At 72.5% G+C, this 26,021-nt stretch carries 21 protein-coding genes and 2 pseudogenes; 5 read left to right on the top strand and 18 right to left on the bottom strand.

Annotated elements, in window-relative coordinates; genetic code table 11:
- Positions 1-49: 49 nt before the first annotated feature.
- Positions 50-565 (bottom strand): PadR family transcriptional regulator, encoded by a 516-nt coding sequence (locus ACTEI_RS04365; protein ID WP_122976460.1) that lies wholly within the window; start codon positions 563-565, stop codon positions 50-52.
- A 236-nt stretch (positions 566-801) separates the two neighbouring features.
- Entirely contained in the window at positions 802-2,430 is a 1,629-nt protein-coding gene (gene pruA, locus ACTEI_RS04360; protein ID WP_122981910.1) for an L-glutamate gamma-semialdehyde dehydrogenase, read from the bottom strand.
- Between the two features lie 145 nt (positions 2,431-2,575).
- On the opposite strand from pruA, the gene ACTEI_RS04355 reads away from it, so the two are divergent.
- A complete protein-coding gene (locus ACTEI_RS04355) occupies positions 2,576-3,712 on the top strand; it encodes a hypothetical protein (RefSeq protein WP_187645918.1) in 1,137 nt (378 codons plus the stop codon).
- Positions 3,713-3,718: 6 nt separating this feature from the next.
- On the opposite strand, the gene ACTEI_RS04350 is transcribed toward ACTEI_RS04355, so the two are convergent.
- The gene (locus tag ACTEI_RS04350) at positions 3,719-4,249 is read right to left on the bottom strand and encodes a DUF6912 family protein (RefSeq protein ID WP_122976459.1); all 531 of its coding nucleotides are present in this window, start codon (positions 4,247-4,249) and stop codon (positions 3,719-3,721) included.
- A gap of 146 nt (positions 4,250-4,395) precedes the next feature.
- Between ACTEI_RS04350 and ACTEI_RS04345 the strand changes: the two genes are divergently transcribed.
- Both ACTEI_RS04345 and ACTEI_RS04340 read left to right on the top strand, forming a co-directional pair.
- Entirely contained in the window at positions 4,396-4,623 is a 228-nt protein-coding gene (locus ACTEI_RS04345) for a helix-turn-helix transcriptional regulator (RefSeq protein WP_122976458.1), read from the top strand.
- 441 nt (positions 4,624-5,064) lie between these two features.
- Positions 5,065-5,553 carry an Rv3235 family protein gene (locus tag ACTEI_RS04340; RefSeq protein WP_187645919.1) on the top strand — a complete coding sequence of 163 codons (489 nt, stop codon included), beginning with the start codon at positions 5,065-5,067 and terminating at the stop codon, positions 5,551-5,553.
- 834 nt (positions 5,554-6,387) lie between these two features.
- Here ACTEI_RS04340 and ACTEI_RS39280 read toward each other — a convergent pair.
- Both ACTEI_RS39280 and secA read right to left on the bottom strand, forming a co-directional pair.
- Positions 6,388-6,684, bottom strand: a pseudogene (locus ACTEI_RS39280) (SEC-C metal-binding domain-containing protein); the annotation flags it as partial.
- An 89-nt stretch (positions 6,685-6,773) separates the two neighbouring features.
- A pseudogene (gene secA / locus ACTEI_RS04335) lies at positions 6,774-9,294 on the bottom strand (preprotein translocase subunit SecA); the annotation flags it as partial.
- A 184-nt stretch (positions 9,295-9,478) separates the two neighbouring features.
- Here secA and ACTEI_RS04330 point away from each other — a divergent pair.
- Complete coding sequence (locus ACTEI_RS04330; RefSeq protein WP_122976456.1) at positions 9,479-10,570, top strand: GNAT family N-acetyltransferase; 1,092 nt, start codon at positions 9,479-9,481, stop codon at positions 10,568-10,570.
- On the opposite strand, the gene hpf is transcribed toward ACTEI_RS04330, so the two are convergent.
- The 13 genes from hpf to nfi form a co-directional block, all read right to left on the bottom strand.
- The gene (gene hpf / locus ACTEI_RS04325; protein ID WP_122976455.1) at positions 10,554-11,168 is read right to left on the bottom strand and encodes a ribosome hibernation-promoting factor, HPF/YfiA family; all 615 of its coding nucleotides are present in this window, start codon (positions 11,166-11,168) and stop codon (positions 10,554-10,556) included. The genes ACTEI_RS04330 and hpf overlap by 17 nt on opposite strands.
- Before the next feature lie 279 nt (positions 11,169-11,447).
- Positions 11,448-12,167: a ComF family protein gene (locus ACTEI_RS04320; protein WP_122976454.1), complete on the bottom strand. Its 720-nt coding sequence runs from the start codon at positions 12,165-12,167 to the stop codon at positions 11,448-11,450.
- Positions 12,164-13,999, bottom strand: a complete 1,836-nt coding sequence (locus tag ACTEI_RS04315) for an LpqB family beta-propeller domain-containing protein (RefSeq protein ID WP_122976453.1) — start codon at positions 13,997-13,999, stop codon at positions 12,164-12,166. Before ACTEI_RS04315 ends, ACTEI_RS04320 begins: the two co-directional genes overlap by 4 nt.
- A complete protein-coding gene (gene mtrB, locus ACTEI_RS04310) occupies positions 13,999-15,645 on the bottom strand; it encodes an MtrAB system histidine kinase MtrB (RefSeq protein ID WP_122976452.1) in 1,647 nt (548 codons plus the stop codon). The genes ACTEI_RS04315 and mtrB overlap by 1 nt, the downstream gene beginning before the upstream one ends.
- A gap of 29 nt (positions 15,646-15,674) precedes the next feature.
- Positions 15,675-16,364, bottom strand: coding sequence for an MtrAB system response regulator MtrA (gene mtrA / locus ACTEI_RS04305; protein ID WP_122976451.1), 690 nt, complete (start codon positions 16,362-16,364; stop codon positions 15,675-15,677).
- Positions 16,365-16,549: 185 nt separating this feature from the next.
- The gene (locus tag ACTEI_RS04300; protein WP_122976450.1) at positions 16,550-16,753 is read right to left on the bottom strand and encodes a DUF397 domain-containing protein; all 204 of its coding nucleotides are present in this window, start codon (positions 16,751-16,753) and stop codon (positions 16,550-16,552) included.
- A 51-nt stretch (positions 16,754-16,804) separates the two neighbouring features.
- Complete coding sequence (locus ACTEI_RS04295) at positions 16,805-17,662, bottom strand: helix-turn-helix domain-containing protein (protein ID WP_122976449.1); 858 nt, start codon at positions 17,660-17,662, stop codon at positions 16,805-16,807.
- A gap of 1,253 nt (positions 17,663-18,915) precedes the next feature.
- Entirely contained in the window at positions 18,916-20,094 is a 1,179-nt protein-coding gene (gene manA, locus ACTEI_RS04290) for a mannose-6-phosphate isomerase, class I (RefSeq protein ID WP_122981909.1), read from the bottom strand.
- 26 nt (positions 20,095-20,120) lie between these two features.
- Complete coding sequence (locus ACTEI_RS04285; protein ID WP_122976448.1) at positions 20,121-21,083, bottom strand: cation diffusion facilitator family transporter; 963 nt, start codon at positions 21,081-21,083, stop codon at positions 20,121-20,123.
- Entirely contained in the window at positions 21,080-22,303 is a 1,224-nt protein-coding gene (locus ACTEI_RS04280) for an SIS domain-containing protein (RefSeq protein WP_122976447.1), read from the bottom strand. The genes ACTEI_RS04285 and ACTEI_RS04280 overlap by 4 nt, the downstream gene beginning before the upstream one ends.
- A complete protein-coding gene (locus ACTEI_RS04275) occupies positions 22,303-22,494 on the bottom strand; it encodes a Trm112 family protein (protein WP_122976446.1) in 192 nt (63 codons plus the stop codon). The genes ACTEI_RS04280 and ACTEI_RS04275 overlap by 1 nt, the downstream gene beginning before the upstream one ends.
- 41 nt (positions 22,495-22,535) lie before the next feature.
- On the bottom strand, positions 22,536-23,915 hold the full coding sequence (locus tag ACTEI_RS04270) for a phosphomannomutase/phosphoglucomutase (protein WP_122976445.1): 1,380 nt from the start codon (positions 23,913-23,915) through the stop codon (positions 22,536-22,538).
- An 84-nt stretch (positions 23,916-23,999) separates the two neighbouring features.
- Entirely contained in the window at positions 24,000-24,653 is a 654-nt protein-coding gene (nfi, locus tag ACTEI_RS04265; protein ID WP_122976444.1) for a deoxyribonuclease V, read from the bottom strand.
- 73 nt (positions 24,654-24,726) lie between these two features.
- Between nfi and ACTEI_RS04260 the strand changes: the two genes are divergently transcribed.
- Entirely contained in the window at positions 24,727-25,995 is a 1,269-nt protein-coding gene (locus ACTEI_RS04260; RefSeq protein ID WP_122981908.1) for a sigma-54-dependent transcriptional regulator family protein, read from the top strand.
- The last annotated feature ends 26 nt before the right edge of the window (positions 25,996-26,021 follow it).

Genomic DNA, 26,021 nt, shown 5'->3' with positions numbered 1-26,021 from the left:
ACCCAAGACTACGCCGCCCGGCCAGATCACTGGCCGGGGCGTCCTCAACTCATTCGGACGGAACGGTCTTCAGCCAGCTGAGCGCCGCCTTGTGGTAGGCGACGGCGAACTCCAGCGCGGCCGCGCCGTACGGATCGTCGTTCTTCTTGGCCTCCTTGGCCTGCTCCTTCGCCATCGCCAGGGCTTCCGAGTGGTACTGGTTGGCGTTGGTGTAGAGGGTCTGCAACTGGTCGGGGTTGTGCTGCTGGCCGAAGGCGACCCGCAGCGCGACCGGGTTGCGCAGCGCGTCCCGCCCGGGCGTCTCGGTGAGCCAGCGCCCGAAGGCGCGCTTGCCGGAGGCGGTGATCGCATAGGGCTGGCTGGAGCGCGGGCCCGGCTTGCCGAGGCGTACATACCCCATTTCGGCCAGTACGGGCAATTCGCGGTACACCTGGCTCCGCGTCATCGACCAGTAGGGCCCGAGGCGGCGTTCGGCAGCCGCCATGAGCTGTCCACCGGTCATCGGCCCCTCGTGAAGCAGGCCCAGCAAGGCGGCAGCCGTGGGATTGATCTGGAAGTCGGGCATGCCTTCTAAGCTGCCACTTTGTCGCTCCGGCGTCCAGGATTTCGCACGATCCGTCCAGTTTGCGCCTCCACAAACGACTGTCCCGCACAGACAGTCCGACACCGAACCCCCGGACCGGGCGTTTCGCCGCCCGACAGCCGGTTGACCAGGTAAAATGGAGCAGTTAACCGGTCAGACGGGCAGTCCAGGGCAGGAAACGCCCAGATCCCCGCGAGTCGCCGTGTGCATTCGGACAATCAACCCATGTGGGGGTACTCCCACGTAACCGGCGGGTCGAACGTCTCCTTGATCGTGCGCGGCGAGACCCACCGCTGCAGGTTCAGGATCGAACCCGCCTTGTCGTTGGTCCCGCTGCCCCGCGCGCCGCCGAACGGCTGCTGCCCCACGACCGCCCCGGTCGGCTTGTCGTTGATGTAGAAGTTGCCCGCGGTGAACCGGAGCGCGTTCTGCGCCCAGTCCACGACGGAACGGTCGGTGGCGAAGATCGAACCGGTCAGGGCGTACGGCGCGGCGGCGTCGGCCTGCTCCACGGTGGCCCGCAGGTCGTCGTCCGGGTAGACGTGCACGGCCAGGATCGGGCCGAAGAACTCGGTGGTGAACACCTCGTGCGTCGGATCGGTGCACTCCACCAGTGTCGGGGCGACGAACCAGCCCTCGGAGTCGTCGGCCGTGCCACCGGCCAGCACGGTGCAGGCGGCGCTGTTCTTGATCCGGTCCAGGGCCCCGGCCAGCCGGGCGAACGAGCGGTCGTCGATCACCGCGCCGCCGAAGACGGACAGGTCGGTGACGTCCCCGTACCGGATGGCGGCGACCGCCGCGGCGAGCCGGTCGCGCAGGCCGCCCTCCCACAGGCTCCGCGGCACGTAGGCGCGGGACGCGGCGGAGCACTTCTGGCCCTGGTACTCGTACGCGCCCCGGATCAGCGCGGCGAACAGCGCGTCCGGGTCGGCGCTGGCGTGCGCGAACACGAAGTCCTTGCCGCCGGTCTCGCCGACCAGCCGCGGATAGGTGCGGTAGCGCTCGATGTGCTCCCCCACCGTGCGCCACAGTTTCCGGAACGTCGCGGTGGAGCCGGTGAAGTGCACGCCGGCCAGATCCGGATCGGTCAGCGCCACCTCGGACACCGCCAGCCCGTCGCCGGTCACCATGTTGATCACACCGGGCGGCAGCCCGGCCGCCTCGAACAGCCGCATCGTGAAGTGCGCCGCGAACTGCTGTGTCGGCGCCGGCTTCCAGACCACGGTGTTGCCCATCAGGGCCGGCGCGGACGGCAGGTTCCCGGCGATCGCGGTGAAGTTGAACGGGGTGATCGCGTAGACGAAGCCCTCCAGCGGGCGGTGGTCGAACCGGTTCCACACCCCGGGCGCCGACTCCGGCTGCTCGGCCAGCAGCCGCTCGCCGAAGTGCACGTTGAACCGCAGGAAGTCGATCAGCTCGCAGGCCGAGTCGATCTCCGCCTGGTAGCAGGACTTGGACTGCCCCAGGACGGTGGCCGCGTTCAGGGTGTCCCGCCAGCCGCCCGCGAGCAGCTCGGCGGCGCGCAGGAAGATCGCCGCCCGCTCGCTGAACGGCAGCGCCCGCCAGTCCGGCGCGGCCTCCTTGGCCGCCTGCACCGCGGCCGCGGCGTCGGCGCGGGACGCGTTGCCGGTCACCCCGAGCACCTCGTGCCGGCGGTGCGGCTGCACCACCTCGATCGCCGGGCCGTCGGCCATCCGCTGCCGGCCGCCGATGGTCATGGTCAGTTCCGGTCGCTCGCCGCGCAGGGCGGCGATCCGCCGCGCCAGCGAGGCTCGTTCCGGACTGCCCGGCGCGTAGCCGCGGACCGGCTCGTTGCGGGGGGTGGGCACGGTGAACCGAGCGTCCATGTTCTGCTCCTCGACCTGCTCGACCTCGTGAGTGAGATGTGACGGAGGGGCCGCCCCCGGGGTCGCCGGGGCGATGTCCGTCCATCCTCGCACTTGTCCGACGGCCGGTCAGGTGCCCGCAGGTTCGCCGGTTACCCTGGCCCCCATGAGCGTCCCCGAGCCCCAGACCGCCCCGGAGACCCGCGAGGTCTCGCGGCTCACCGCGATCCTGCTGGCGGTCGCCGCGCTCGGCTGGACCGCCGCGATGCTCCAGTCGGCCCGGGCCAGCATCACCTCGCGGGCGGATGCCGCGATGGAGGTCACCTCGACGGCGTACGCGCTGCCCGGCGCGGTCTCGGCCGCCATGGTCTGCGGCGCGGCGGTGGCGCTGCTGGCGCTCACCCTGATCGCCCGGCGCCGGCCGCTCGGCGCCACCACCCGGTTCGCCGTCGCCACCGGCGCCGGCCTGCTGGTCGGCGTCCTGTGCGCGCTGCCGATCATCTCGATCAACACCGAGGGCACGATCTACGCGGCGGTCGGCGGCACGGTGGCCGCGGCCGCCACCATCGGCGGGGCGCTGGCCGGCTTCCGCGTTCCGCCGGTGATCGCCGGCGCCGGGTCCGCCTCCGTCGCGGTCTTCGTGCTCGGCTTCCTGGTCAACAAGTACCTGCAGAACCCGGTGCTCGACGCCTTCGGCGCCGGGAGCACCGCGGAGATGGCCCGGGTGTCGCGCTGGTTCGCCTTCGGGCAGTCGGCGCTCGGCGGCCTGACGGCCGGACTGATGTCGTACGCGGTGCTGCGTCGCGCCCGGCGCCGCGCCGGCGACCTCGAGCTGCGCTGGCCGTTCTACGCGCTGGCCGGCGCCGGCCCCGGCGCGCTGCTGGTGCTCGCCGAGATCCTCACCCGCACCGCCGGCGCGCAGGTGCTCCAGCTGGCCGGGAAGGTCAGCGAGCTGGAACAGTCGGTACAGCAGATGCTGAGCACCTCCCGGCTGAACGGCTCGATGATCGTGCTCTTCCTCGGGGCGATCTCGGCGATCATCGCGGTCGGCCGGACCCTGTCGCCCGCCGACGACCCGCAGGAGCAGGCGGCCACCGACGAGGAGGCGATGCGCACCGGCGAGGAGCCGACGCGCACCGGCGAGACCGGGACCGCTGCCGGGACCACACCTACCAGCAGGACCGCGCCTGCCGCCGAGACCGCGCGCATCAGCGAGACCGCGCCCACGGGCGAGTCGGCGCCGGCGCCCGCTCCGGAGGCCGCACAGCCCGCCGGGGCGGCCCCGGCCGGCGACCGGGACTGATCCGGCTCAGACCAGCTCGTCCAGCTCGGAGACCGCGTACCACTCCAGCTCGTGATCCTCGGCGCCGTCGACGGTGAACTGCGCGTCCGGGTCGCCCGCCAGGGCCTCCTCGACCACCTCGGCGGCCGCCGCGACCGCCTCGGTCGCCTCCGCCCCGTCCACGTGGATGCTCGCCACCTGGCCCAGGTGCACCGGGCCGGGCAGGCGGACCGTGCTCGATCCGAGCTCGACGTCCTCCCGGACCAGGGAGGAGCCCGGTACGTCGGCGGAGACCACCACCCGACGCCGCGGCGCCGCGGCGTCGTGCCGCAGCAGCTGCAGAGCGCCCTGCGCGGCACGGGTGAAGGCCACGTACTCCAACTCCTCGTCGTCGCCCTCGGCGTACCACTCCCGGAGCGCGGGGGTCACCGCGTGCGCGACCATGGCCCCGTCGCCGAGCCGGCCCTCGTCCCGCAGGGCCGCCAGCATCGGCACGGTGGCCGGCACGTAAACCCGGACCAGCTCGGTGATCGGCACGTTCTCCTCCTGCTTCGCCATCCCGGTCAGTACACCGCCGCCGCGGGCCGGGAGAGGCCCATTCCACCAGGCGTCTCCGAATCGTGGACATCCGGGAGCCGGACTCGGCTGCCGGCGGCAAACGGTGGCAAACTCAAGCTGCCGAAGGATCGAGAGTGGGAGGCCACGTGGAGGCCCGGTTCCTGTTGCTGTCCGACGTGGCGGCCGAGCTGAACGTCTCGGATTCGCAGGTCTATCACATGGTGCGCAGCGGCGAACTGCCGGCGATCAAGATCGGTGGCCGCGGTCAGTGGCGGGTGGAGCGCGCCAGGCTGGAGGAGTACATCCAGGCGAAGTATGCGGAGACGGCCGCGTGGGTGCGGGACAACCCGCTCACCGAACGCGAGGCGGAGTGAGCGGATCGCTCCTTTTGCGCCTCTTTCCGGATGCCCCGAGCGGGATTGACCACGGACGCCGGTCGGGACCAGACTGAGGCAGTCGTAAGCAAACGGAGCCAAACGCAAGGATGGGCGGTGGAGATGCGGTCCGCGGTCGAGATTGCACCCGCCGGGTCCCGGCCGGCGATTCGCCTGCGCCCGGTCCCGCGGTACGACCCTCCCTTCGACGACGAGCTGGCGCCCCAGGCGTGGCCGTCCGCCCAGCAGCTGGCGCTGGAGTGGCCCCGCCCCGCGAGCACGGGCAGGCCACGGCGGGCCGGGACGGGCCCGGCGGGAGCCACCGGGACGGGCGGCACGGCACGGGGTGTCGAAGCGCGGGGTGTCGAAGCGCGGGGTGTCGAAGCGCGGGCGCCGGGCCACGAAGCGACGGGCGTCCCGGGACCGGGCGGGACGGGACCGGTGGGCTACGCCGGGTCGCGTACACGTCCGGCGGGCCATGACGCGCACGGCCGCTGGAGCGCCGGTCCGGGGCCCGGGCGCGGGCAGCTCGCCGTCCCGGCCGCGGCGCCGGTGGTGGCCGGCGCGTCCGGGGACGCGAAGCTGGCGGTCAAGCGGTTCGTGCACATGTGCGTCGAGGTGCTCAACGGTCATCGACCGGCCGCCCACCTGCGCCGGGTGTCTCTGCCCGCGGAGGCCGCCGAGGTGGTCGCGCAGGGCCTGGCCGGCGCCCGCCGCGTCGCCGAGATGCGCCGCCCGCGGCGGCCCGGCGATGGGCGTCCGCACCGGCCGTCGCCGGTCGCCGTCCTCCGCGTCAACCTCTGCGAACCACGGCGCGGCGCGGTCGAGGTGGCCGTCGCCCTCGTCACCGGCGAGCGCACCTGGGCCATGGCGTTCCGGCTGGAGTTCCATCACGACGCCTGGTGCGCCACCACACTGCGCCTCATCTGACGGGATCGGCAGGGCCGGCACCCGGGGCGTCCACCGAGCGGCACAGGCGGTGGCCGTTCCGGGTCCCACCCGGCGCACCCGAGCCCGGCCCGACAGATCCGGGGCGGCCCCGCAGACCCGCGGCGGCCCGACAGACCCGCGGCGGCCCCGCAGACCCGCGGCGGCCCCGCAGACCCGGGCGCGAACAGCGGGTAGCCCCCATCCGGCCCCGGGGTGCGCCCGCGCCGACTCCCGGCGACGCCCGCACTCCGCCGAACGACCCCGCCCCGGTCCGCGGAGCGCCTCGCGCCAACTTCGGGCGACGCCCGCACCCGCCGAACGGCCCAGCACACGAGTGCCCCACGGCGACCCCGGAGCGACGCGCAACCACCGTCCAACGGCCCGCACAGGCCGCCCTACCGGCGATCTCCGACAGCGCGCGCACACCGGCCCCACAGCCCGCACACGGCCGCCCCACGGCGGACTACAACCACGCGCAGCAACCGCCACCAGCGCCCACACACAACGCAGGCCCCACAGCGACCGCCGCGACGCGCGCACACCGCCCCACAGCCCCACACGGCCGCCCCACGGCGGACTACAACCACGCGCAACAACCGCCACCAACGCCCACACACAACGCAACCCCACGGTGACCCCCGCGACGCGCGCACACCACCCCACAGCCCGACACGAGCGCCCAGCAACGCCCGCACAGAGCGCGCCCCACGGTGACGTCCAGCGCCCGGCGCGTCCAGGGCGCCCGGCACGAGGCAGCCCCTCGGAACCCGGGAACGGGAACAGCCCGTGCACCGGCCGGAGCCGGGCACGGGCTGTCTCGTCGGACGTCGCGGGTCAGGCCGCCCCGCCCGGGGCGCCGTGGCAGCGCTTGTACTTCTTGCCCGAGCCGCAGTAGCAGGGAGCGTTACGGGACGGGCCGTTCGACTCGGCCTGGCCGGACGTGGCGCGCGCCGCGCTGGTGTGCGCGGGGCTCGGCGGGACCGGGGAGCCGCCCGGGCTGAACGCGACCGGCACCTCCGGTTCCGGCTGGATCACCGGCCGGCCGCCGCCCGCCTCGCCGTCGATCGCCGGAGCGGTGTACCGCAGGTTCTGCGGGCGGTTGCCGCCGAGCCCCTTGGCCCGCACCTCGACGTGCTCGTGCGGCTCGCCGACCGGCTCGTCGGCCGCCTCCTCGCCGACCTTGGGCAGCTCGTACGCCTGGGTCGGGTCGACCGTGACGGCCGGCTGCTCCTCGACCTGGACCTCCAGGTTGAAGACGAAGCCGACGGCCTCCTCCTTGATGCCGTCCATCATCTGGTTGAACATGTCGAAGCCCTCGCGCTGGTACTCGACCACCGGGTCGCGCTGCGCGTAGGCCCGCAGGCTGATGCCCTCCTGCAGGTAGTCCATCTCGTAGAGGTGCTCACGCCACTTGCGGTCGATCACCGCGAGCAGCACCTGCCGCTCCAGCTCCCGGATCGCCTCGGCGCCCAGCTCCTCCTCGCGGGCCGCGTAGGCCGCCTGCGCGTCCTGCTTGAGCTGCGCGATCAGGAACTCCTGGTCGATCGCGTTGCGCTCGCCGCCGGCCTGCTCGATCACGTCCTCGATGGTGAGCGAGAGCGGGAAGAGGCGCTTGAGGTTGGTCCAGAGCTGCTCCAGGTCCCAGTCCTCCGCGTACCCCTCGGAGGTGGCCACCGTGACGACGTCCGTGATGACGTCGTCGATCATGTGGGTGACCTGCTCGTGCATGTCCTCGCCGTCGAGCACGCGCTTGCGCTCGGCGTAGATGACCTGCCGCTGCTTGTTCATGACCTCGTCGTACTTCAGCACGTTCTTGCGGATCTCGGCGTTCTGCGCCTCGATCTGGGTCTGCGCGCTGCGGATCTGCCGGGTCACCATCTTCGACTCGATCGGCACGTCCTCGGGGATGTTGAAGCGCTCCATGACCGCCTCGACCGCACCGGCGCGGAACCGCTTCATCAGGTCGTCCTGCAGCGACAGGTAGAACCGGGACTCGCCCGGGTCGCCCTGCCGGCCGGACCGGCCGCGCAGCTGGTTGTCGATGCGCCGGGAGTCGTGTCGCTCGGTGCCGAGCACGTAGAGCCCACCGGCGGCCTGCACCTCGGCGGACTCCGCCTCGCAGGCCTCCTTGACGACCGGCAGGACCTCCTCCAGGGCCTTGGCGTACTCCTCCGGGTTCTCCACCGGGTCCAGGCCGCGCTGGGCGAGCTCCTGGGCCGCCAGGAAGTCCGGGTTGCCGCCGAGCAGGATGTCGGTGCCTCGACCGGCCATGTTCGTGGCCACGGTGACCGCGCCCTTCCGGCCGGCCTGCGCGATGATCGTGGCCTCCTGCGCGTGGAACTTCGCGTTCAGCACGCTGTGCGGGATGCCGCGGCGGCGCAGCAGCTGGGACAGGATCTCGGAGTTCTCCACCGAGACCGTGCCGACCAGGACCGGCTGGCCGGTGGCGTGCCGCTCGGCGATGTCCTCGATGACCGCGTTGAACTTGGCCCGCTCGGTCTTGTAGATGACGTCCGGGTGGTCGACCCGGATCATCGGCCGGTGCGTCGGGATGGTCACGACGCCGACCTTGTAGACGCTGTTGAACTCGCCGGCCTCGGTCTGCGCGGTACCGGTCATGCCGCCGAGCTTCTTGTAGAGGCGGAAGTAGTTCTGCAGGGTGACCGTCGCCAGGGTCTGGTTCTCCTGCTTGACCTCCACCCCCTCCTTCGCCTCGATGGCCTGGTGCATGCCCTCGTTGTAGCGGCGGCCGTGCAGGATGCGGCCGGTGAACTCGTCGACGATCAGGACCTCGCCCTCGGGGCTGACGATGTAGTCCTTGTCGCGCTTGTACAGCTCCTTGGCCTTGATCGCGTTGTTCAGGTACCCGACCAGCGGAGTGTTCACCGACTCGTAGAGGTTGTCGATGCCGATCCGGTCCTCGACCTTGGCGACGCCCCGCTCGGTGATCGCGATGGTCCGCTTGGCCTCGTCGACCTCGTAGTCGCCGGAGCCGTCCTTGCCGCGCTCCAGGCGCTTGACGATGGCGGCGAACTCGCCGTACCACCGGGCGGAGTGCTCGGCCGGGCCGGAGATGATCAGCGGGGTCCGCGCCTCGTCGATGAGGATCGAGTCGACCTCGTCGACGATCGCGAAGTTGTGGCCGCGCTGGACCAGCTCGTCCTTCGACCACGCCATGTTGTCGCGCAGGTAGTCGAAGCCGAACTCGTTGTTCGTCCCGTAGGTGATGTCGCACTGGTACGCCGCGCGGTGCTCGGCGGCCGGCCGGTTGGGCAGGATCACGCCGACGGTCAGGCCGAGGAACACGTGCACCCGGCCGACCCACTCGGCGTCCCGCTGGGCCAGGTAGTCGTTCACCGTGATGATGTGCACGCCCTCGCCGCTGAGCGCGTTGAGGTAGGCCGGGAACACACCGGTCAGCGTCTTGCCCTCACCGGTCTTCATCTCCGGGATGTTGCCGAAGTGCAGGGCGGCGCCGCCCATCAGCTGGACGTCGTACGCCCGCTGGCCGAGCACGCGCTTGGCGCCCTCCCGAGCCACCGCGAACGCCTCCGGGAGCAGCGAGTCGAGCGACTCGCCGTCCTGATAGCGCTGCTTGAACTGCTCGGTGCACTCACGCAATTCGTCGTCGGTGAGGTCGACGTAGTCATCCTCGATCGAGTTGACCGCGTCCGCGATCGACTTGAGCCGGCGCACCATGCGGCCTTCGCCGGCACGGAGGATCTTTTCCAATATCGACACGGGTCAGCGCTCCCCTAGACAGTCTGCCGAACCATCGTAGGCACCTTCTCTCCAAGCCTGTGACCCGAGCCTCCCGCCAAGCTCACAAAAGGGATCAAACGGGGCAGGAAGTTCGCTGAGAGCGCAGTCCGCGACCGTTTGGATCACGTTTCGCGCGCGGGCGAGTCTGCGGAAGGATGGGGCGGTGGAGCACGACACCCGGGTACATCTGCGCGCCGCCGGCCCGCAGGACGAGGCAGCCCTGGCCGCGGCACGCGACGATCCGGCGGGCCGCCGGTTCCTGCCGCTCGACCCGGCCACGAGCAGCGATCGTTCGTACGTGATAACCGCCGCGGGCGCCGGCGACCCGGTCGGCGGCATCGATCTGGACCACTCGCGGCCCTCGCGGGGCGCCGCCGAGGCGCGGTTCTGGGTCGCGCCGTGGGCCCGGCGGCGCGGGATCGCGACGGCCGCCCTGCGCGCCCTGAGCGAGCAGGCGCTCGGCGGCCGGCCCGGGATGCCCGCCCTGCACCGGCTGGAGCTGCTGATCCACCCGGACAACCCGGTGGCGCAGCGGGTCGCGCTGGCCGCCGGTTACACCCGTGAGGGCGAGCGGCGCGGCGCGCTGCCGAACCCGGCCGGCGGACACGACGACGTGCTGGTCTACGCCCGGTTGGCCGGGGACCCCGGCGAGCCGGCCGAACGGCTGCTGCCCGACCTGCCCGGCGGCGAGCTCACCGACGGCGTGGTCACCCTGCGCCCGCTCGGCGAGGACGACGCCGGTTTCTACGCCGAGCTGCACAGCCAGCCGGACGTGGTGGCGACCAGCGTGCCGCCGCTGCCGCCCAGCCCCGAGCAGGTGCGCCGGCGCTGCTCGTGGGCGGCGGCGGACTGGCTGGCCGGCATCAAGGCCGACATGGTCGTGCTGGACGCGGTGAGCGGCGCGCCGGCCGGCGAGATCTCGCTGCACTACCAGGAACCGCCCACCGCGCAGGCGATGATCGGCTACAGCATGTTGCCCGGCTTCCGGGGGCGCGGCCTGGCCACCCGGGCCGCGCAGCTGGTGGCGCTGTGGGTGTTCGCGGAGACCGGCATCGTCCGGCTGATCGCCGGCACGCTTCCGGACAACATCGGGTCGCAGCGGGTGCTGCAGAAAGCCGGTTTCCGGCGGGAGGCCTACCTGCGCTCCCGGCTGCCCGGCGTGGCCGGCACCCGCCACGACGACGTCCAGTTCGTGCTGCTCGCCGAAGACCTGCTGGCGCAGGCCTCCGGCGGGGAGCTCACACAGCCAGGCTGAGGATGCCGTAGTCGTAGCCTCGACGGCGATAGACGACACTGGGTCGGCCGCTCTCCTTGTCCAGGAACAGATAGAAGTCGTGCCCGACGAGTTCCATCTGGAAGAGCGCGTCGTCGACCGTCATCGGCTCGCCGGAGTGCTCCTTCTCGCGCACGATGCGCCAGGGCTGGCTCTCGTCGTGCTCGGCCAGGTCAGCCGCCGGTTCGGCGGTCAGCGTGGCGGTGGCGCCTGTGGTCAGATCGGTGGGAAGGTTGGCCGTGGCGGCGGCGACCGAGACCGGCGCGTGCCGTCCGCGGTGGACGCGGCGCCGGTCCGCGGAGCGGCGCAACCGGGCGTCCAGTTTGTTGATGGCGCAGTCCAGAGCTGCGTAGAAATCCTGTGCCTGGGCCTCGGCGCGAACCACCGGCCCCTTGGTCATGACCGTGATCTCGACCCGCTGGCAGGTGTCGGACTGGCGCGGGTTTCGTTCGTGGAACAACTCCACGTCCACGCGCATCAGCTTCTGGTCGTACCGTTCGACCTTGCTCAGCTTGTCGGCGACATGCTCTCGATAGTGGTCGGGAACCTCTACGTTGCGGCCCTTGACGACAATGTCCACTCGTGACCTCCCCCAACGTGTTTTACATGGGGCGCCGGTAGCCGGCGCATCGTGTTGCCTCCAGAGGGATGCCGCGTGCCCGGAGACGGCGTTACGCGGCAGAGGTTGGTGAGACGACTCCTTTCCGGTACGGCGAGAAGCGCTCCCGGTGGCGGGTAAGTTGATCGACCGTACCCTCGTCACCTAGACGCTAACTTGCCGATCCTGACGAGTCACCCCTCGTTGGGATACCGGACGGCTGACGTTCGCCTCTATCGGCGAACGAAGGCGTGACTGTAGTCAAAATCCCGGACAGCCTCGGCGAAGTTGTGTCGCTGCCAGCACTGCGGCGCCGGTGACCTGCATGTCCGCCTCCTCTAGACGACGTACCGCCGCGGCCAGCGTGGCCCCGGTGGTGACGATGTCGTCCGCTACCACCAGCGTGCCTCGCATCGCGTCGCCGCGCCGCAGAACGCCGATTCGGGCCGGAATGATTCGCAGCGAATTGACAGCGGCGGTGGACCTTCCGGCAGCGTCCAGTGACGTGGAGTCAGGCCGCGGCAGAACCCGCAGCGGCTGCCCGGCCCGGGCGGACCAGCCCGCGGCCCGCAACCGGCGCACCGCGTGCGCGGTCAGCCGGGACATGTGGTCGCCGTAGCGCTCCCGGCGCGCCGCGCGGGTGGACGGGACCGGAACGATCAGCACCGGGCGGTCGCGCGGCGCGACCGCGGCCACCGCGCCGGCCAGCAGCGCGCCGAGCGGCCCGGCGAGGCGGTGCCGGCCCCGTTCCTTGTACGCCAGCAACGCGCCCCGCAGCGCCCCGCCGTACGGGCCGACGGTCACGCAGGACGGGAAGCCGGGCGGCGGCGGGTTCGGGGCGCAACGGTACGGTCGCAGCCCCTCCAGCTCGGCCACGCACGCCGGGCAGGCGCCCCGGCGCAGCCGGACGCGCTGCACCCCACAGCCCGCGCACGCCCCGGGCAGGACCAGGTCGGCGAGCTCCCCCAGCAGGCCGGTCATTCCAGGTAGAAGGGCGCGGTCGGCACGGTCCCGGGAGGCTGGTTCCCGGCCGGCCCGGCCAGTTTGTCGGCGCCGATCTGATCCGGCGTGGAGAGCGCCTCCCAGGCCTTGCCCTCGGCGCTGTAGCAGACCGCCCGGGAGAACGACCGCCCGCTCAGCGGGCTCGCGTCCTGCGGATTGGCCGGGTACACGCTCAGCGCGGTCACCGGTTTGTCGCCGAGGTCGGACAGCCGCGGCGACTGCAGCGCGCCGTCGATCGACACGTCCACGATCGTCACCCGGCGGTCCTCGGCGCGCACCCCGGCCACGGTCAGCCAGCCCTCGCTGTTGAAGTCCACCGCGGTCACCGAGGCCAGGTCGGCCGGGCGCAGCTGCTGCGGCGTGCCGAGCACCGGCGTGTCGCCACCGGTGCTCAGCGCCGCGCGGTACAGCTTGCCGTCCACCACCAGGGCCACCCGGCGGCCGTCCGGGGCCACCGCCACCGACGTGATCCGGGTGCCCTGGCCGGTCCACGGGATCTGCCGCGCGGCGCCCCGGCCGGCCGGGAAGGAGTACAACCGGCCGTTCGCGGTGATCAGGCCGATCGCGCCGCCCGCCGAGCCGTCCGCGGTGACCGCCCAGGCCGGCTGCCCGAGCGGGCCGGGCAGGCCGGTGATCGGCTGCAGCGGGGCCTGCTGGCCCAGCTCGCCGGAGGCCACCCGCAGCGCCTGGCGCCCGCCGTCGGTCACCACGGCCGCGAAGGCGTGCGTCTTCGAGGTGCTCAACGCCGCGGACACCACGTCCCGGTTCTCGTCCGATTTCAGCACCGGCACCGGCTCGACCGACCCGGGCGAGCCGGAGATCCGGCGGATCCGGCCGCCGTACACCACGAAGCGTTCCGGGTCCTCGACCAGCCGGGCGGCCGGATTGTCGGCCAGGTAGTCGTCGCCGGTGTACGTGTGGGCGTCCGCGTGGCCGATCTTCAGGTCCAGCTCGCCCGGCAGCAGCGGCCGCAGCGACCACTGCAGCTGGCGGCGCAACCGGTCGAGCGCCTGCGCGGCGTCGTCGGCCGGTAGCGCCTGCAACGGGATCTGCAGCCGGTTGTTGTCGGCCGCCGGCACCTTGCCCACCACCGCGGTGCCCTCGTCCAGGTCGGCGACCGACAGCCAGGGGGCCGGCCCGTTCAGCAGCCAGGTCATGATCGTGTTGGGGCGCTGCTCGGCCGGCGTCGATCTGGGCATGTAGCGCACGTCCGGCACCAGCGCGGTGTACTCGGTGTTCCAGAAGTAGATGGTCTTCTGCTCGTAGAACTGGTCGAGCGCGTCGTCGCTGATCAGCAGGGCGGGGGGCGCCTCGGTCACGAACAGGCCGCTGCGGCCGGGGAGGTTGCCCACCCGGATCTCGTACGTGTCGCGGCGGCTCTCGGTGGCCGGCTCCAGCAGGCCGAACTTGTCCAGCGTGCCGACCGGCTCGTAGGTGAGCTTCACCAGGTCCTGACCCGGAGTGTTCAACGGCGCCTCGACCAGGCGGATCACCCGCAGGTCGGTGCCGGTCGGCTTGAACAGGCGGGCCGCGTCCGGGCTCATGAACTTCCGCAGCCGCACGGCCGCCGAATCGACGTCGCCGGCCCCGGCCTTGAGATAGTTCGCGACGAACTGGACGCGGTCGGTGAGCACGTCCTCCCGGGCGACCTCGGTCACGGCCGAGTCGTCGCCGGAGCTGATCCCGGTCGACGGGCCGGCGCCGACCTCGCTCACCCCGGTCGCGTCCGGGATGCCGCAGGCGCCGGTCAGCAGCGCCAGGAGGGTGACCACGACCGGCAACGCGATCGGGCCGGCGTGCCGGGGACGCATCAGCTCACCTCCGCCGTACGGTCTCGGGGAATCAACGGCAGCGGGGCGGCGACCAGCCGGTCCCCGGCCCGGACCGGCAGGGTCAGCCGGAACTGGGCGCCCTCCCCGGGGGCGCCCCACGCCTCCAGCCAGCCACCGTGCAGCCGGGCGTCCTCCGCGCTGATCGACAGGCCCAGGCCGGTGCCGCCGGTCTGCCGGGCCCGGGACGGGTCGGCCCGCCAGAACCGGTTGAAGACCAGTCGCTCCTCACCGGCCTTCAGGCCGATGCCGTGGTCGCGCACGGTGATCGCCACCGCGGCGTCGTCGGTGGCCAGGGTGATCTGCACCGGCCTGGCCTCGCCGTGCTCGACCGCGTTGCCCACCAGGTTGCGCAGCACCCGCTCGACCCGGCGCGGGTCCACCTCGGCGATCACCGGCGTGTCCGGCAGGCGCAGCTGGAGCTCGACGCCGACCCGCTCGGCCAGCCCGGTGAGCCGCTCGGCGACCCGCCGCACGATCGGCACCAGATCGGTGTGCTCGGCGTCCAGCGCGGCGAACCCGGCGTCGAACCGGCTGATCTCCAGCAGGTCGGTGAGCAGGCCCTCGAACCGGTCCAGCTCGGCCTGCAGCAGCTCGGCGCTGCGCGCCACGGCCGGGTCGAACTCGTCGCGCTCCGAGAAGATCAGGTCGGCGGCCATCCGCACCGTGGTCAGCGGGGTGCGCAGCTCGTGCGAGACGTCCGAGGTGAACCGCCGCTGCAGCCGGGACATCTCCTCCAGCCGGACGATCTGCCGCTGCAGGTTCGCCGCCATCTGGTTGAACGCGGCGGCGAGCAGCGCGAGGTCGTCCTCGCCCTCCACCCTCATCCGCTGGTCCAGCAGGCCGGCCGAGAGCCGCTGCGCGGTCCGCGCGGCCACCCGGACCGGGGTGACCACCAGCCGGGTCACCAGACCGGCCACCACCCCCAGCAGGATCACCAGGGCCAGGCCGGTGACCAGCACGGTGTTGCGGATCTGGTTGGCGGCGCGGTCCTCGGTGGTCAGCGGGACCATGTAGTAGAGCTCGACGTGCCCGAACTTCGACGGCACCGGGGAGCCGTAGACCAGGTACTTCGTCGTGCGCCCGCCGACCTCGGCGGTCCGGATCTGCTGGGCGACCCGGCCGTCGACGGCGACCGCGCGGATCAGCTCCGGGGTGATCAGCTCGCCGGTGTCGACCGCCGGCACGGTCTGCGGCGCGAGCTCCGGGTACCGCTCGGCGCGGATCGACACCACGGTGCCGCTGTCGTCGGCCTGGTCACCGTCGTACAGCTCGTTGACGGTCTCGCTGATGGTGCTCGGCAGCTGCGGATCGTACGCCTGCGGGTGCACGGTGAGCTGCTGGGACGCCCAGACCACCTTGCGCTTGAGCGACGCCGACACCTCGTCCTGGGCGCGGTGCAGCAGGATCTTGGCGCTGCGGTCCGCGATGAACCAGCCGAACGTGCCGACCAGCAGGCTGGACGCGACCAGGGTCAGGGTGACCACGCGCACCTGCAGGGAGCGCCGCCAGGAGCGGCGCACCGGCGAGGTGAACCTCTCCAGCCGGGACGCGACCACGCGCCAGTGGCGCCGCACCACCCGCAGGGGGCGGCGGACACGTTCGGGTAGCCAAGCCGGAGCACGCATGTCGCGGCAAGGTTAACCGCTGCGAGCGACTATCCGGTGCCCGCCTTGTAGCCGACACCACGAACCGTCAGGATGATCTCGGGTCGTTCCGGGTCCGGTTCGATCTTCGCGCGCAGCCGCTGCACGTGCACGTTGACCAGACGGGTGTCCGCCGCGTGCCGGTAACCCCAGACCTGCTCGAGCAGCACCTCGCGGGTGAACACCTGGCGCGGTTTCCGGGCCAGGGCCACCAGCAGGTCGAACTCCAGCGGGGTGAGCTTGACCTCCTCGCCGTCGCGGGACACCGTGTGCGCCGGCACGTCGATGTTGATCTGGTTGCCGGGCGGCCCGATGGTCAGCATCTCCGGCGCGGCGTCCTCGCCCCGGCGCAGCCGGGCCCGCATCCGGGCGACCAGTTCCTTGGGCTTGAACGGTTTCACCACGTAGTCGTCGGCGCCGGACTCCAGGCCCAGGACCACGTCCACGGTGTCGCTCTTGGCGGTCAGCATGACGATCGGAATGCCGGACTCGGCGCGGATCGCGCGCGCGACGTCGATGCCGCTCATGCCGGGCAGCATCAGATCCAGCAGGACGATGTCCGGGCGGTTCTCCCGGAAAGCGGCGAGCGCGCGTTCGCCGTCCGCGACGAACGAGGGCAGGAATCCCTCACTGCGCAGCACGATGCCGAGCATCTCGGCCAACGCGGGATCGTCGTCGACGACCAGTACCCGGGCTCTCATGCGGTCCAATATTGCACTGTCCTCCCGGCCCCCGCGCCACCCGGGGGGCGATCTTGCCCGGCAGCCTACGCGAGAAGTCACCCGGCCCAGAAGGCATCGGGGCCCGGAAAACGTGCGGGAAGACATAAAAACGGGCGGTCCCTGGCCGGGACCGCCCGTGGCGCGTCATCGCGATGTATCGGCTCTTACGCGCCGGGCCGGTCGAACTCTCCCGCGCGGATCCCGGCGAGGAAGCCGGTCCAGTCCCGCGCGTCGAAGCTCAGCACCGGTCCGGTGACGTCCTTGGAGTCGCGCACCAGCACCGCTGCGGGAGCGTTGGCGACCTCCACACAATGCCCAGCAGCGCCACTCCGGCTGCTCTTACGCCAAGTGATCGTGGCGTCCTGCATGGTTTCTCCTTCCGTGGAAAATGCACTTCCATTGGACAGCAACGCAGACGCTCAACGAGCCAACCGGTCCCTCGTCTCAGCGATGACCGTTCGGCTCTCTTCTGGCGACAGAGCGCGTTCCCGCAGGTCATCGAACGCATCCTGGTACATCTCGATCTCCTCCGGCTTCACCCGGAAGTGACCGCCGGTGAGCCCTTCGGAGTGAACCACCGGATTACGCGTGCCCTCGGCGAACTCCAGCACCAGGAACGACTCGGTCAGCCCGGCGTGCGCGCCGGCCTCGAACGGCAGGATCTGCACCTCCACGCCCGGCTGCCCGGTCGCCACGAGCAGCCGCTCCAACTGCCGCAGCAGCACCTGCCGGCCGCCGACCTCGCGCAGGAGCACGCCCTCGTCGAGGACGACGTCCAGGCGCGGTTCCGGGTGCTTGCGGAAGAAGCGCTCGGGACGACTCATCCGTACGGTCAGACGGCGCTGGATGACGTCGTTGTCCTCGATGTCCGCGCCGGTCTCGATCACCGCGCGGGCGTACTCGTCGGTCTGCAGCAGACCCGGCATCACCTGCGCCTCCCACTGGGAGATCAGGGTGGCGTCGGCCTCCAGCGCCAGGTATTCGTCGTAGGGGTCCGGCACGGACGACCGGTACGGCGCCCACCAGGCCCGCACCCGGCCCTCCCGGGCCAGGTCGCGCAGGCGGCCGCGCTCCGGCTCCTCGGCCGGCAGCCCGTAGAGGGTGAGCAGGCGGTCCAGGTCCGCCTCGGTGATCCCGGTGTGTGCGGTCTCGATCCGGCTCAGTTTCGACTCCGACCAGCCCAGCGCGGTCGCCACATCCACCGCCCGGCGCTCGCCACGGAGCCGGCGTAATGCGCCGCCGAGTTCCCGGCGCGCTGTCGATGTCGGCCTCGCCACGGAGCCACCATATCGGCGCATCAATGGCCCATTGCAAGTTGCAATGCCGATCGGCGGGGAAAGCGCTCGACTTGTCCGTTCCCCCGCCTCCGGAAGAACGCGTATTTCCGCGATGACGCCCGCCGCTGTTCCGCAGTGACGGCCGCCACCTTTCCGCAATCGCGGCGCAGGTCGGAGGCTTGGCCGCCCGCCGCTCCCAAGATCGGTCAGCGGTGGCGGGACCGGGCGCGGCGGCGGTTGATCACGATTCGAGTAGTCACACGTATAGGTGACCGACGGACTCGACCGGCGATTGCGTCCGGAAGCCGACTTCGGGCCGAATGCGGCGCCCGCCGAGGGGAATCGGATGCGCGCCGGGCCCGCCGCGACGAGGAGACCCGGGTACGCGCGGCGGCCGACCACGACGCGGAGACCAGCGGCCCCAGCGCGGCGCGGAGCCGGGCACGCGCGGCGGCCGACCACGACGCGGAGACCAGCGGCCCCAGCGCGGCGCGGAGCCGGGCACGCGCGGCGGCCCAGCGCGACCGGAGACCGGCGGTCCACCGCGACATGGAGACCGGCGGTCCACCGCGACATGGAGACCGGCGGTCCACCGCGACATGGAGACCGGGCACGCGCGGCAGCCCACGCGACGCGGAGACCGGGCACGCGCGCCAGCCCACGCGACGTGGAGGCCGGGCACGCGCGGCGGCCCAGCGCGACACGGAGGCCGCGCCGCCCGGCCGGACTGCCCCGGACAGCGAACGGGGCGACAAGCCTGAGCCTGCCGCCCCGTTCATCCCCCCGGTTTGGTACCGCGCGCGTCCGTGGGACCCCCCGATCACCAATGACGCTGCGTGGTTATAGATTCACACTCCGCACATGCCATGTCAAGGTTTTTCGAGAAATTTCGGGCGCGTCGCGCTCGATCTCGGCACCGCACGCCGCGCCACCGCTCCCGGCGAGAGCATGGCGGCGCGGCGGCGAACCGCCGCAGAGCCGGCCGAGACGACGCACGAACCACCGCGGAACCGGCCGAGACGACGCACGAACCACCGCGGAACCGGCCCAAGGCGACGCGCGAACCGCTGACGATCCGGTCAGGCCGCAGCAAACGAATCACCGACGGACCGCCCTCAGCCGCAGCAGTGAACCACCGGCAGACCGCCCCAGCCGCAGCAGTGAACCACCGGCAGACCGCCCGGCCGCAGCCCGCGCACCAGTGGGCAGCGAAGCGCCGACGAGCCGCCTCAAGGCGGCGGGCCGGGGAACGGTCAGTCCGGCACCGCGGCGACGAAGAGCGTGCCCAGGCCCGCGGCCGTCAGCGGCCCCCCGGAGGCCGGGGCGTAGGCCGCCGTGCCCGGCTGCAGGGTCACCGGGATCCCGTGCTCCGCACCGACGTGGACGTCGCCGGTCGCGCCCAGGATGATCCGCGGGCCGTGCCCGGGCAGCGTCACCGGCGGCCGGTCCGCGGTGAGCTCGACCCGGTACAGCTCGAAGTCGGGCACCGGGACCCGCCAGGAGGTCACGCCCGGCGCGATCTCGGCGCCGTGCAGCAGCGGGTCGTCCAGGGTCTCGAAGCGCAGCACCCGGAGCAGCTCGTCGACGTCGACCCGTTTCGGGGTGAGGCCGCCGCGCAGCACGTTGTCGCTGGCCGCCATGAGCTCGACGCCCAGGCCGTTCAGGTACGCGTGCAGGTTCCCGGCGGGCATCCAGATCGCCTCGCCGGGGGCCAGGTGCACCAGGTTGAGCAGCAGCGCGACGAGCACACCGGGGTCGCCGGGGTAGTGCCGGGCCAGCTCGGTCGCGAGCCGGAACGATTCGTGGTGCGGGTGGTCGGCGGGCGCCGACGCCGCGGCGGCCACCACCGCGTCGATCAGGGCCGGACGCCGGTCCACCGGCCAGGTGAGCAGCAGGCGCACCGCCTCGGACAGGTCACCGGCGCGCAGCACGGCCACCACCGGCTCCAGGTCGGCCACGGCCAGCTCGGTGAGCACGGCCGCGGACACCTCAGCCGGCCGGAACCCGCAGAGCGCGTCGAACGGCGTCAGCGCGACCAGCATCTCCGGCTTGTGGTTGCCGTCGGTGTAGTTCTTCGGCAGCGACGGGTCGGCCTCCTGCCGGGCGAAGGCCTCGGCGGCGTACTTGAGGTCCGGATGCGCCTGCAACGAGAGCGGGGCGGCCGCGGCGAGAACCTTCATCAGGTACGGCAGGCGGGTCCCGAAGCGCTCCGCGACGGCGGCGCCGAGCTGGCCGGCCGGGTCGCCGTCGATCAGGGTGGTCAGCGTGACCGGCCCGTCCGGGCCCGGCACAGTGGACGGGTCACCCGGGTGCGCGCCGAGCCACAGTTCCGCCTCCGGCCCCTCGGTGGGGGTCGGGCGGCCCTGCAGCTCGGCGATCGCGGTCCGGGATCCCCAGGCGTACGGCCGGATCACTCCGGTCAGCGGGTACACGGTCATACCCGGCAAATTAGCAGTTGTCAGGCGGTGGCGGGCGGGGCGGAGGTCACGGTCGCGTCGGACGTCTCGCGGGCGCGGTAGATGTCCGGCTCGATGTAGATGACCCGGGCGATCGGGACCGCGTCCCGGATCCGCTTCTCGGTCTCGTCGATGTGCCGGGCCACCTCGTCGGCGCGCTCGGTCCGCGGCACCGCGATCTTCAGGGCGACGAGCAGCTCCTCCGGGCCGAGGTGCAGCGTCTTCATGTGGATGACGCGCTCGATGCCGGAGCCGGCCAGGACCGCGCTCTCGATCGTCGCGAGCGTCTCCGGGTTGGCGCCCTCACCGATCAGCAGGCTCTTGGTCTCCACCGCGAGGATCGCCGCGATCACGACCAGCAGGATGCCGATCGCCGCGGTGCCGATGCCGTCCCAGATGCCGTCGCCGGTGATCAGGGTCATCCCCACGCCGAAGAGCGCGAGCACCAGACCGACCAGCGCGCCGGCGTCCTCCAGCAGCACCACCGGCAGCTCCGGCGCCTTGGCCCGGCGCACGAAGTCCACCCAGGAGGTCTTGCCCCGGGTGTGATTGGACTCCCTGATCGCGGTGTAGAAGGAGTACGACTCCAGGCCGATCGCGATCACCAGGACGGCGACCGGCACCCACTTCCACTCGGTGATGGGCTCCGGGTGCTGGATCTTGTGGTACGCCTCGTAGAGCGCGAACAACCCGCCGACGCTGAACAGCACGATGGAGACGATGAACGCGTAGATGTAGCGCTCCCGGCCGTACCCGAAGGGGTGCTCCGGGGTGGCCGCCTTCTTCGCCCGCTTGCCGCCGAGGAGCAGCAGCAGCTGGTTGCCGGAGTCGGCGACCGAGTGGATGGCCTCGGCCAGCATCGACGACGATCCGGTGAGCGCCCAGGCGCCGAACTTGGTGGCGGCGATACCCAGGTTGGCGCTCAGCGCCGCGATGATCGCTTTGGTGCCGCCCTCGGCGCTCACTGAAGTCCCTCTGGCATCGGGTTGGACAGCTCCTTCATCTCACTGATGGCGGGCACGGCCATCGGGTCCAAGCCGTGCGCCAGGGCCAGGTACAACGACGCGAAGTCCGGCACCGCCACCAGGGAGGCGAGCCGTTCCAGCGCCGAACCGCCTTCGGCGGTCAGCACGTCGCAGCGTACGCCACGTCGATCGGCGAGTGTCTGGATGGCGTCCGCGCGGCGCTCCTCGACGGCGACCGGCTCGTCGGCGTCGTCCTCGGGGTTGAGGCCGCCGTCGCGCAGCACCACCAGGCGCAGCCGGGTGACCGTGTCGTCCTCGTCCTCCGGGTCGGCGAAGATGTCCCGGGACGACTCGGCGAGCCCGCCGAAGACGCCGTCCAGCAGGCCCACCCGGCCGCGGCCGGCCTCGCCGAGAGCGCCGGCCATCACCGGGTACCGCGCGTTGGCCGCCAGGGTGTCGGCGAACCGCCGGGCCGCGACGGTGGCCAGCGGGGACGAGCCCCAGACGATCGGCACCGAGCCGGCCAGGCCGAGGGCGAGCGCCTTGGCCGGGTTGACGAACGAGTCGGCGGCCGGACGGCAGCGCTCGGCGTCGGCGTCCAGCCGGGTGGCGGTCTCCGCGATGTCCGCCTCGGTGACCTTGACCAGGCCCAGCGCGCGGCCGGCCAGCAGCACCGGGACGGCCAGGCCCCAGAGCGTGGCGCGGGCCGGCGCGCGGCGCGGCACGCCGATGAACGGGGCCCGCGCGCGCTCGGCCAGCGCCTCCAGCTCGGAGTCCGGGTTGCCGATGGCGACCAGCCGGGCGCCGCGGCGGGCCGCCGCCTCGGCCGCGGCCAGCGCCTCCGGGCTGCGGCCGGAGGCGGACACCGCGATCACCACGTCGGCCGCGCCGACCCAGCCGGGCACGCCGGCGCTGCGGTGTCCGATGATCGGGACCGGGCAGCGCGGGCCGGCGACGGTGGACAGGATGTTGCCGGTCAGGCCGGCGGTGCCGATGCCGGCGACCACGACGGCGCGGGGCCGCCCCTCGTCGGCGAGCATGGTCAGGTCGACCTCGGCGGCCAGGGCCGCCGACTCGCGGACCTGGGCGCCGGCCGAGGCGGTGGCCCGCAGCATGCCGCCCGGGTCGTTGCCGAGCATCGACTTCTCGTCGTTGAGCAGCGACTCGTCGGCGACCCGGTGGCCGTGCACGCCGGCGCCGCCCTCCAGCGGGTTGACCATCACTTCCCCTCCCCCGCGGCGCCGGGACGGCGGGCCTCGTCGAGGAGGAGGATCGGGATGTCGTCCCGGACGTCGAAGATCCGGCCGCACTCCGTGCACGTCAGCGTCTGCCCGCCGGCGTCGTAGTCGAGAGGCGCGTGGTGAGTGTCCGGACAGGCCAGGATGTCCAGCAACTGCGGATCGAGCGCCACCGATCTACTCCTTTGCGCGGCGAAGCATGGTCCCCGCGATCCTATCCGCGAACGATGGCAAGCACCTCGTCCCTGAGCGACGCCATGCGCCCGGCGTCCGGCGCCTCCACGTTCAGGCGCAGCAGCGGCTCGGTGTTGGACGCCCGCAGGTTGAACCAGGCCCCGTCGTCGAACTGGAAGGTCAGCCCGTCCAGATCGTCCACCCGGGCGTCCGGGAACGCGGCCCGCACCTCGGCGGTCCGGGCGGCGGCATCGGTCACCGTGGAGTTGATCTCACCGGACGCGGTGTACCGCTCGTACTCCGCGGCGAACTCCGACAGCGGCCGGTCCTGCCCGCCGAGCGCGGCCAGCACGTGCATCGCGGCGAGCATCCCGGTGTCGGCGAACCAGAAGTCCCGGAAGTAGTAGTGCGCCGAGTGCTCGCCGCCGAAGACCGCGTTGGTCTCGGCCATCTCCGCCTTGATGAACGAGTGGCCGACCCGGCTGCGTACCGGCTTGCCGCCGCGCTCGGTGATGATCTCCGGCACCGCGGCCGAGGTGATCAGGTTGTGGATGATCGTGCTGCCCGGGAACTTGGCCAGCTCCCGCGCGGCGACCAGCGCGGTGATCGCCGACGGCGAGACCGCGTCGCCCTTCTCGTCCACCACGAAGCAGCGGTCGGCGTCGCCGTCGAACGCCAGGCCGATGTCGGCGCCCTGCTCGCGCACCGCCCGCTGCAGGTCCTCCAAATTCTTCGGGTCCAGCGGGTTGGCCTCGTGGTTCGGGAACGAGCCGTCCAGCTCGAAGTAGAGCGGCACGATGGTCAGCGGCAGCGCGGCGAGCACCTGGTCGCCGAGCACGGCCGGGACGGTGTACCCGCCCATCCCGTTGCCGGCGTCCACGATGACCTTGAGCGGGCGGATGCCGGTGAGGTCCACGAGCGAGCGCAGGTGCTCGGCGTACGCGCCGAGCAGGTCCCGCTCGACCACCCGGGACGGCCCGTCGGCCTCCGCGTTCAGGTCGCCGAGCAACTGCTGGGCCCGCTGCCGGACCACGGCCAGCCCGCTGTCCTGGCCCACCGGCCGGGCGCCGGCGCGGCACAACTTGATCCCGTTGTACTGCGCCGGGTTGTGGCTGGCGGTGAACATCGCGCCGGGCAGGTTCAGCGACCCGGAGGCGTAGTACAGCTGGTCGGTCGAGGCGAGTCCGATGTTGATCACACCGGTGCCGGCCGCGTTGACGCCCCGGGCGAACGCGGCGGCCAGGCCGGGACCCGACTCGCGCATGTCGTGCGCGATCACGATCTGGTCGGGCTCGTCGCCGGACTCGCGCAGCATCTCGACGAACGCCGTGCCGATCGCCCGGGCCACCGGCTCGTTGAACTGGTCCGGGACGACCCCCCGGACGTCGTACGCCTTGATGATCTGCGACAGATCAAGCACCCGTTCACTCCTTCGGAAAGCCCTGTTGGGGCGAGGGTATCGGAGCACCGGCCGCGACAAGGTTTTATCCGCCCGACCGGGCCGTCAAGTGAGAAGATCACGGCAGACACGGTCGGCGACCCGGGTGGTCTCCGGCAGGCGGTACCGCGGCGCCAGCCGCAGCGTCAGCGCGCAGGCGTGGTCCAGGTCGATCCGGTGTCCGACGGAGACGAAGACCGGTTTCACCCCGGTCTGCGTACGCAGCACCGCGCCGACCGGCTCGCCGCCGTCGACGAGCGCCGAGCGGCTGCCCCGCGTCGCGCCGACCGGTTCCCACTCGCCGACCAGCCGCGTCTTGCCGACACCGAAGGACGGCAGATCGGTGAGCACGCCCAGGTGCGCGGCCAACCCGAAGCGGCGCGGATGGGCCAACCCGTGTCCGTCGCAGATCAGCACCTCCGGCCGCACGGTCAGCCGGTCCAGCGCCGCCAGCAGAGCCGGCACCTCGCGGAAGGCGAACAGGCCGGGGACGTACGGGAAGGCCGGCCGGCCCCGGACCACCGCGGTGTCGAGCACGGACAGGTCGCCGGTGTCCAGCACGACCACGGCCGCGCCCAGCCGCTGCCCGGAGTCGTCGTAGGCGACGTCCAGGCCGGCCACGGTGGCCGGGGACGCCGGGCCGGGGGCGGCGACGACGCGGCCGCGCAGCAGGTCCTGCACGGCACGGGCGTCCTCTTCGGTACGGGGCCAGGGCTGCACGGCCCGTCAGCATAGAGACTGTTGTCTCCGGTCGTGGCGCGCGTCACGATGGGTGGGTCTGGAGGTGCTGCCGGTGAACCCGTGGCTTGCCCTGCCCCCCGGCGCCGACCCGGCCGAACGGATCCGGCAGGTCGGCCGCGCCCACGAGCGGTTCCTCAACGGGCACGACGTCGCCACGCGGACCCACCCGGAGCTGATGCGTCCGGTGGTGGCCGCGTCCTGGGCCCGCTCGGCCGCCTGGATCGGGGCGGACAGCACCGCGCCGATCGACCTCTGCGGCGCCGAGCTGCGGGCGTACCGCGCGGCCCACCCGCTGGCCCGGGTCATGCCGCTCGTCCGGGACCTGCTCGGCGGGCTGGCCGAGGACGGCGACCACATCCTGGCGGTCTGCGACGCGCACGGCCGGCTGCTCTGGGTCGAGGGCGACGCCGCCACCCTGCGCGCCGCCACCTCGATGAACTTCGTGCCGGGCGCGCGCTGGGACGAGGCACACGCCGGCACCAACGCCCCGGGCACCGCGCTCGCCGTCGATCACGCGCTGCAGATCTTCGCGACCGAGCACTTCAGCCGCCCGGTGCAGCGGTGGACGTGCACGGCGGCGCCGATCCACGACCCGGCCACGGGGATGCTGCTGGGCGCGGTCGACGTGACCGGTGGTGATCATCTGGCGAATCCGCACAGCCTGGCGCTGGTGCGGGCCACGGCGCTGGCGGCCGAGGCGTACCTGCGGGGGTGGGAACCGGCCCGGGCCCGCCCGGCGGTCACGGCGCTCGGCCGCGACGACGCGTCGCTTGCGCTGGGTGACCGCACGCTGCGGCTCGGCCGCCGGCACTCCGAGCTGCTGGTCCTGCTCACCCTGCACCCGGAGGGGCAGACCGGGGACCAGCTCGGCTTCGACCTGTACGGCGACGACTCCAACCCGGTGACGGTGCGTGCCGAGCTGTCCCGGCTGCGCCGGATCCTCGGCCCGGAGCTGCTCGACTCCCGGCCCTACCGGCTGCGCGCCGAGGTGGAGACCGACTTCGGCCGGGTACGCCGGCTGCTGGACCGGGGCCGCGTGGCGGAGGCCGTGGCGGCGTACCCCGGTCCGGTGCTGCCGGCCTCGGACGCGCCCGGTGTCGTCCGCCTGCGCCGGATGCTCGACGACCGGGTGCGCGCCGCGGTCTCGACCGGCGGCGACCGGCGGCTGCTGCAGTCCTGGCTGGGCAGCGCACGCGGCGCCGACGACCTGGAGCTGTGGGAGGCCTACGCCTCGATGGCGCCGGACGATCCGGTCGCCGCCCGCCGGGTCGCCGAGCTGGCCCGCGAGTACGCGTGCAACGTTGGTGCAACGTCCGCGTGACTAACGTCCGCCTCGAAGAGGAGGCG

It is taken from the genome of Actinoplanes teichomyceticus ATCC 31121 (genome assembly GCF_003711105.1).
Classification (GTDB): domain Bacteria; phylum Actinomycetota; class Actinomycetes; order Mycobacteriales; family Micromonosporaceae; genus Actinoplanes; species Actinoplanes teichomyceticus.
This window is presented reverse-complemented; position numbering and strand designations above follow the sequence as displayed.

Coding starts and splice junctions, on each gene's coding strand:
- ACTEI_RS04280 (WP_122976447.1), bottom strand. CDS start 22,303: ATGGTCAACCCGCTGGAGGGCGGCGCCGGCGTGCACGGCCACCGGGTC.
- mtrB (WP_122976452.1), bottom strand. CDS start 15,645: ATGCGTGCTCCGGCTTGGCTACCCGAACGTGTCCGCCGCCCCCTGCGG.
- ACTEI_RS04350 (WP_122976459.1), bottom strand. CDS start 4,249: ATGGCGAAGCAGGAGGAGAACGTGCCGATCACCGAGCTGGTCCGGGTT.
- ACTEI_RS04355 (WP_187645918.1), top strand. CDS start 2,576: ATGAGCGTCCCCGAGCCCCAGACCGCCCCGGAGACCCGCGAGGTCTCG.
- pruA (WP_122981910.1), bottom strand. CDS start 2,430: ATGGACGCTCGGTTCACCGTGCCCACCCCCCGCAACGAGCCGGTCCGC.
- ACTEI_RS04300 (WP_122976450.1), bottom strand. CDS start 16,753: ATGCAGGACGCCACGATCACTTGGCGTAAGAGCAGCCGGAGTGGCGCT.
- ACTEI_RS04320 (WP_122976454.1), bottom strand. CDS start 12,167: ATGACCGGCCTGCTGGGGGAGCTCGCCGACCTGGTCCTGCCCGGGGCG.
- ACTEI_RS04315 (WP_122976453.1), bottom strand. CDS start 13,999: ATGCGTCCCCGGCACGCCGGCCCGATCGCGTTGCCGGTCGTGGTCACC.
- mtrA (WP_122976451.1), bottom strand. CDS start 16,364: ATGAGAGCCCGGGTACTGGTCGTCGACGACGATCCCGCGTTGGCCGAG.
- ACTEI_RS04365 (WP_122976460.1), bottom strand. CDS start 565: ATGCCCGACTTCCAGATCAATCCCACGGCTGCCGCCTTGCTGGGCCTG.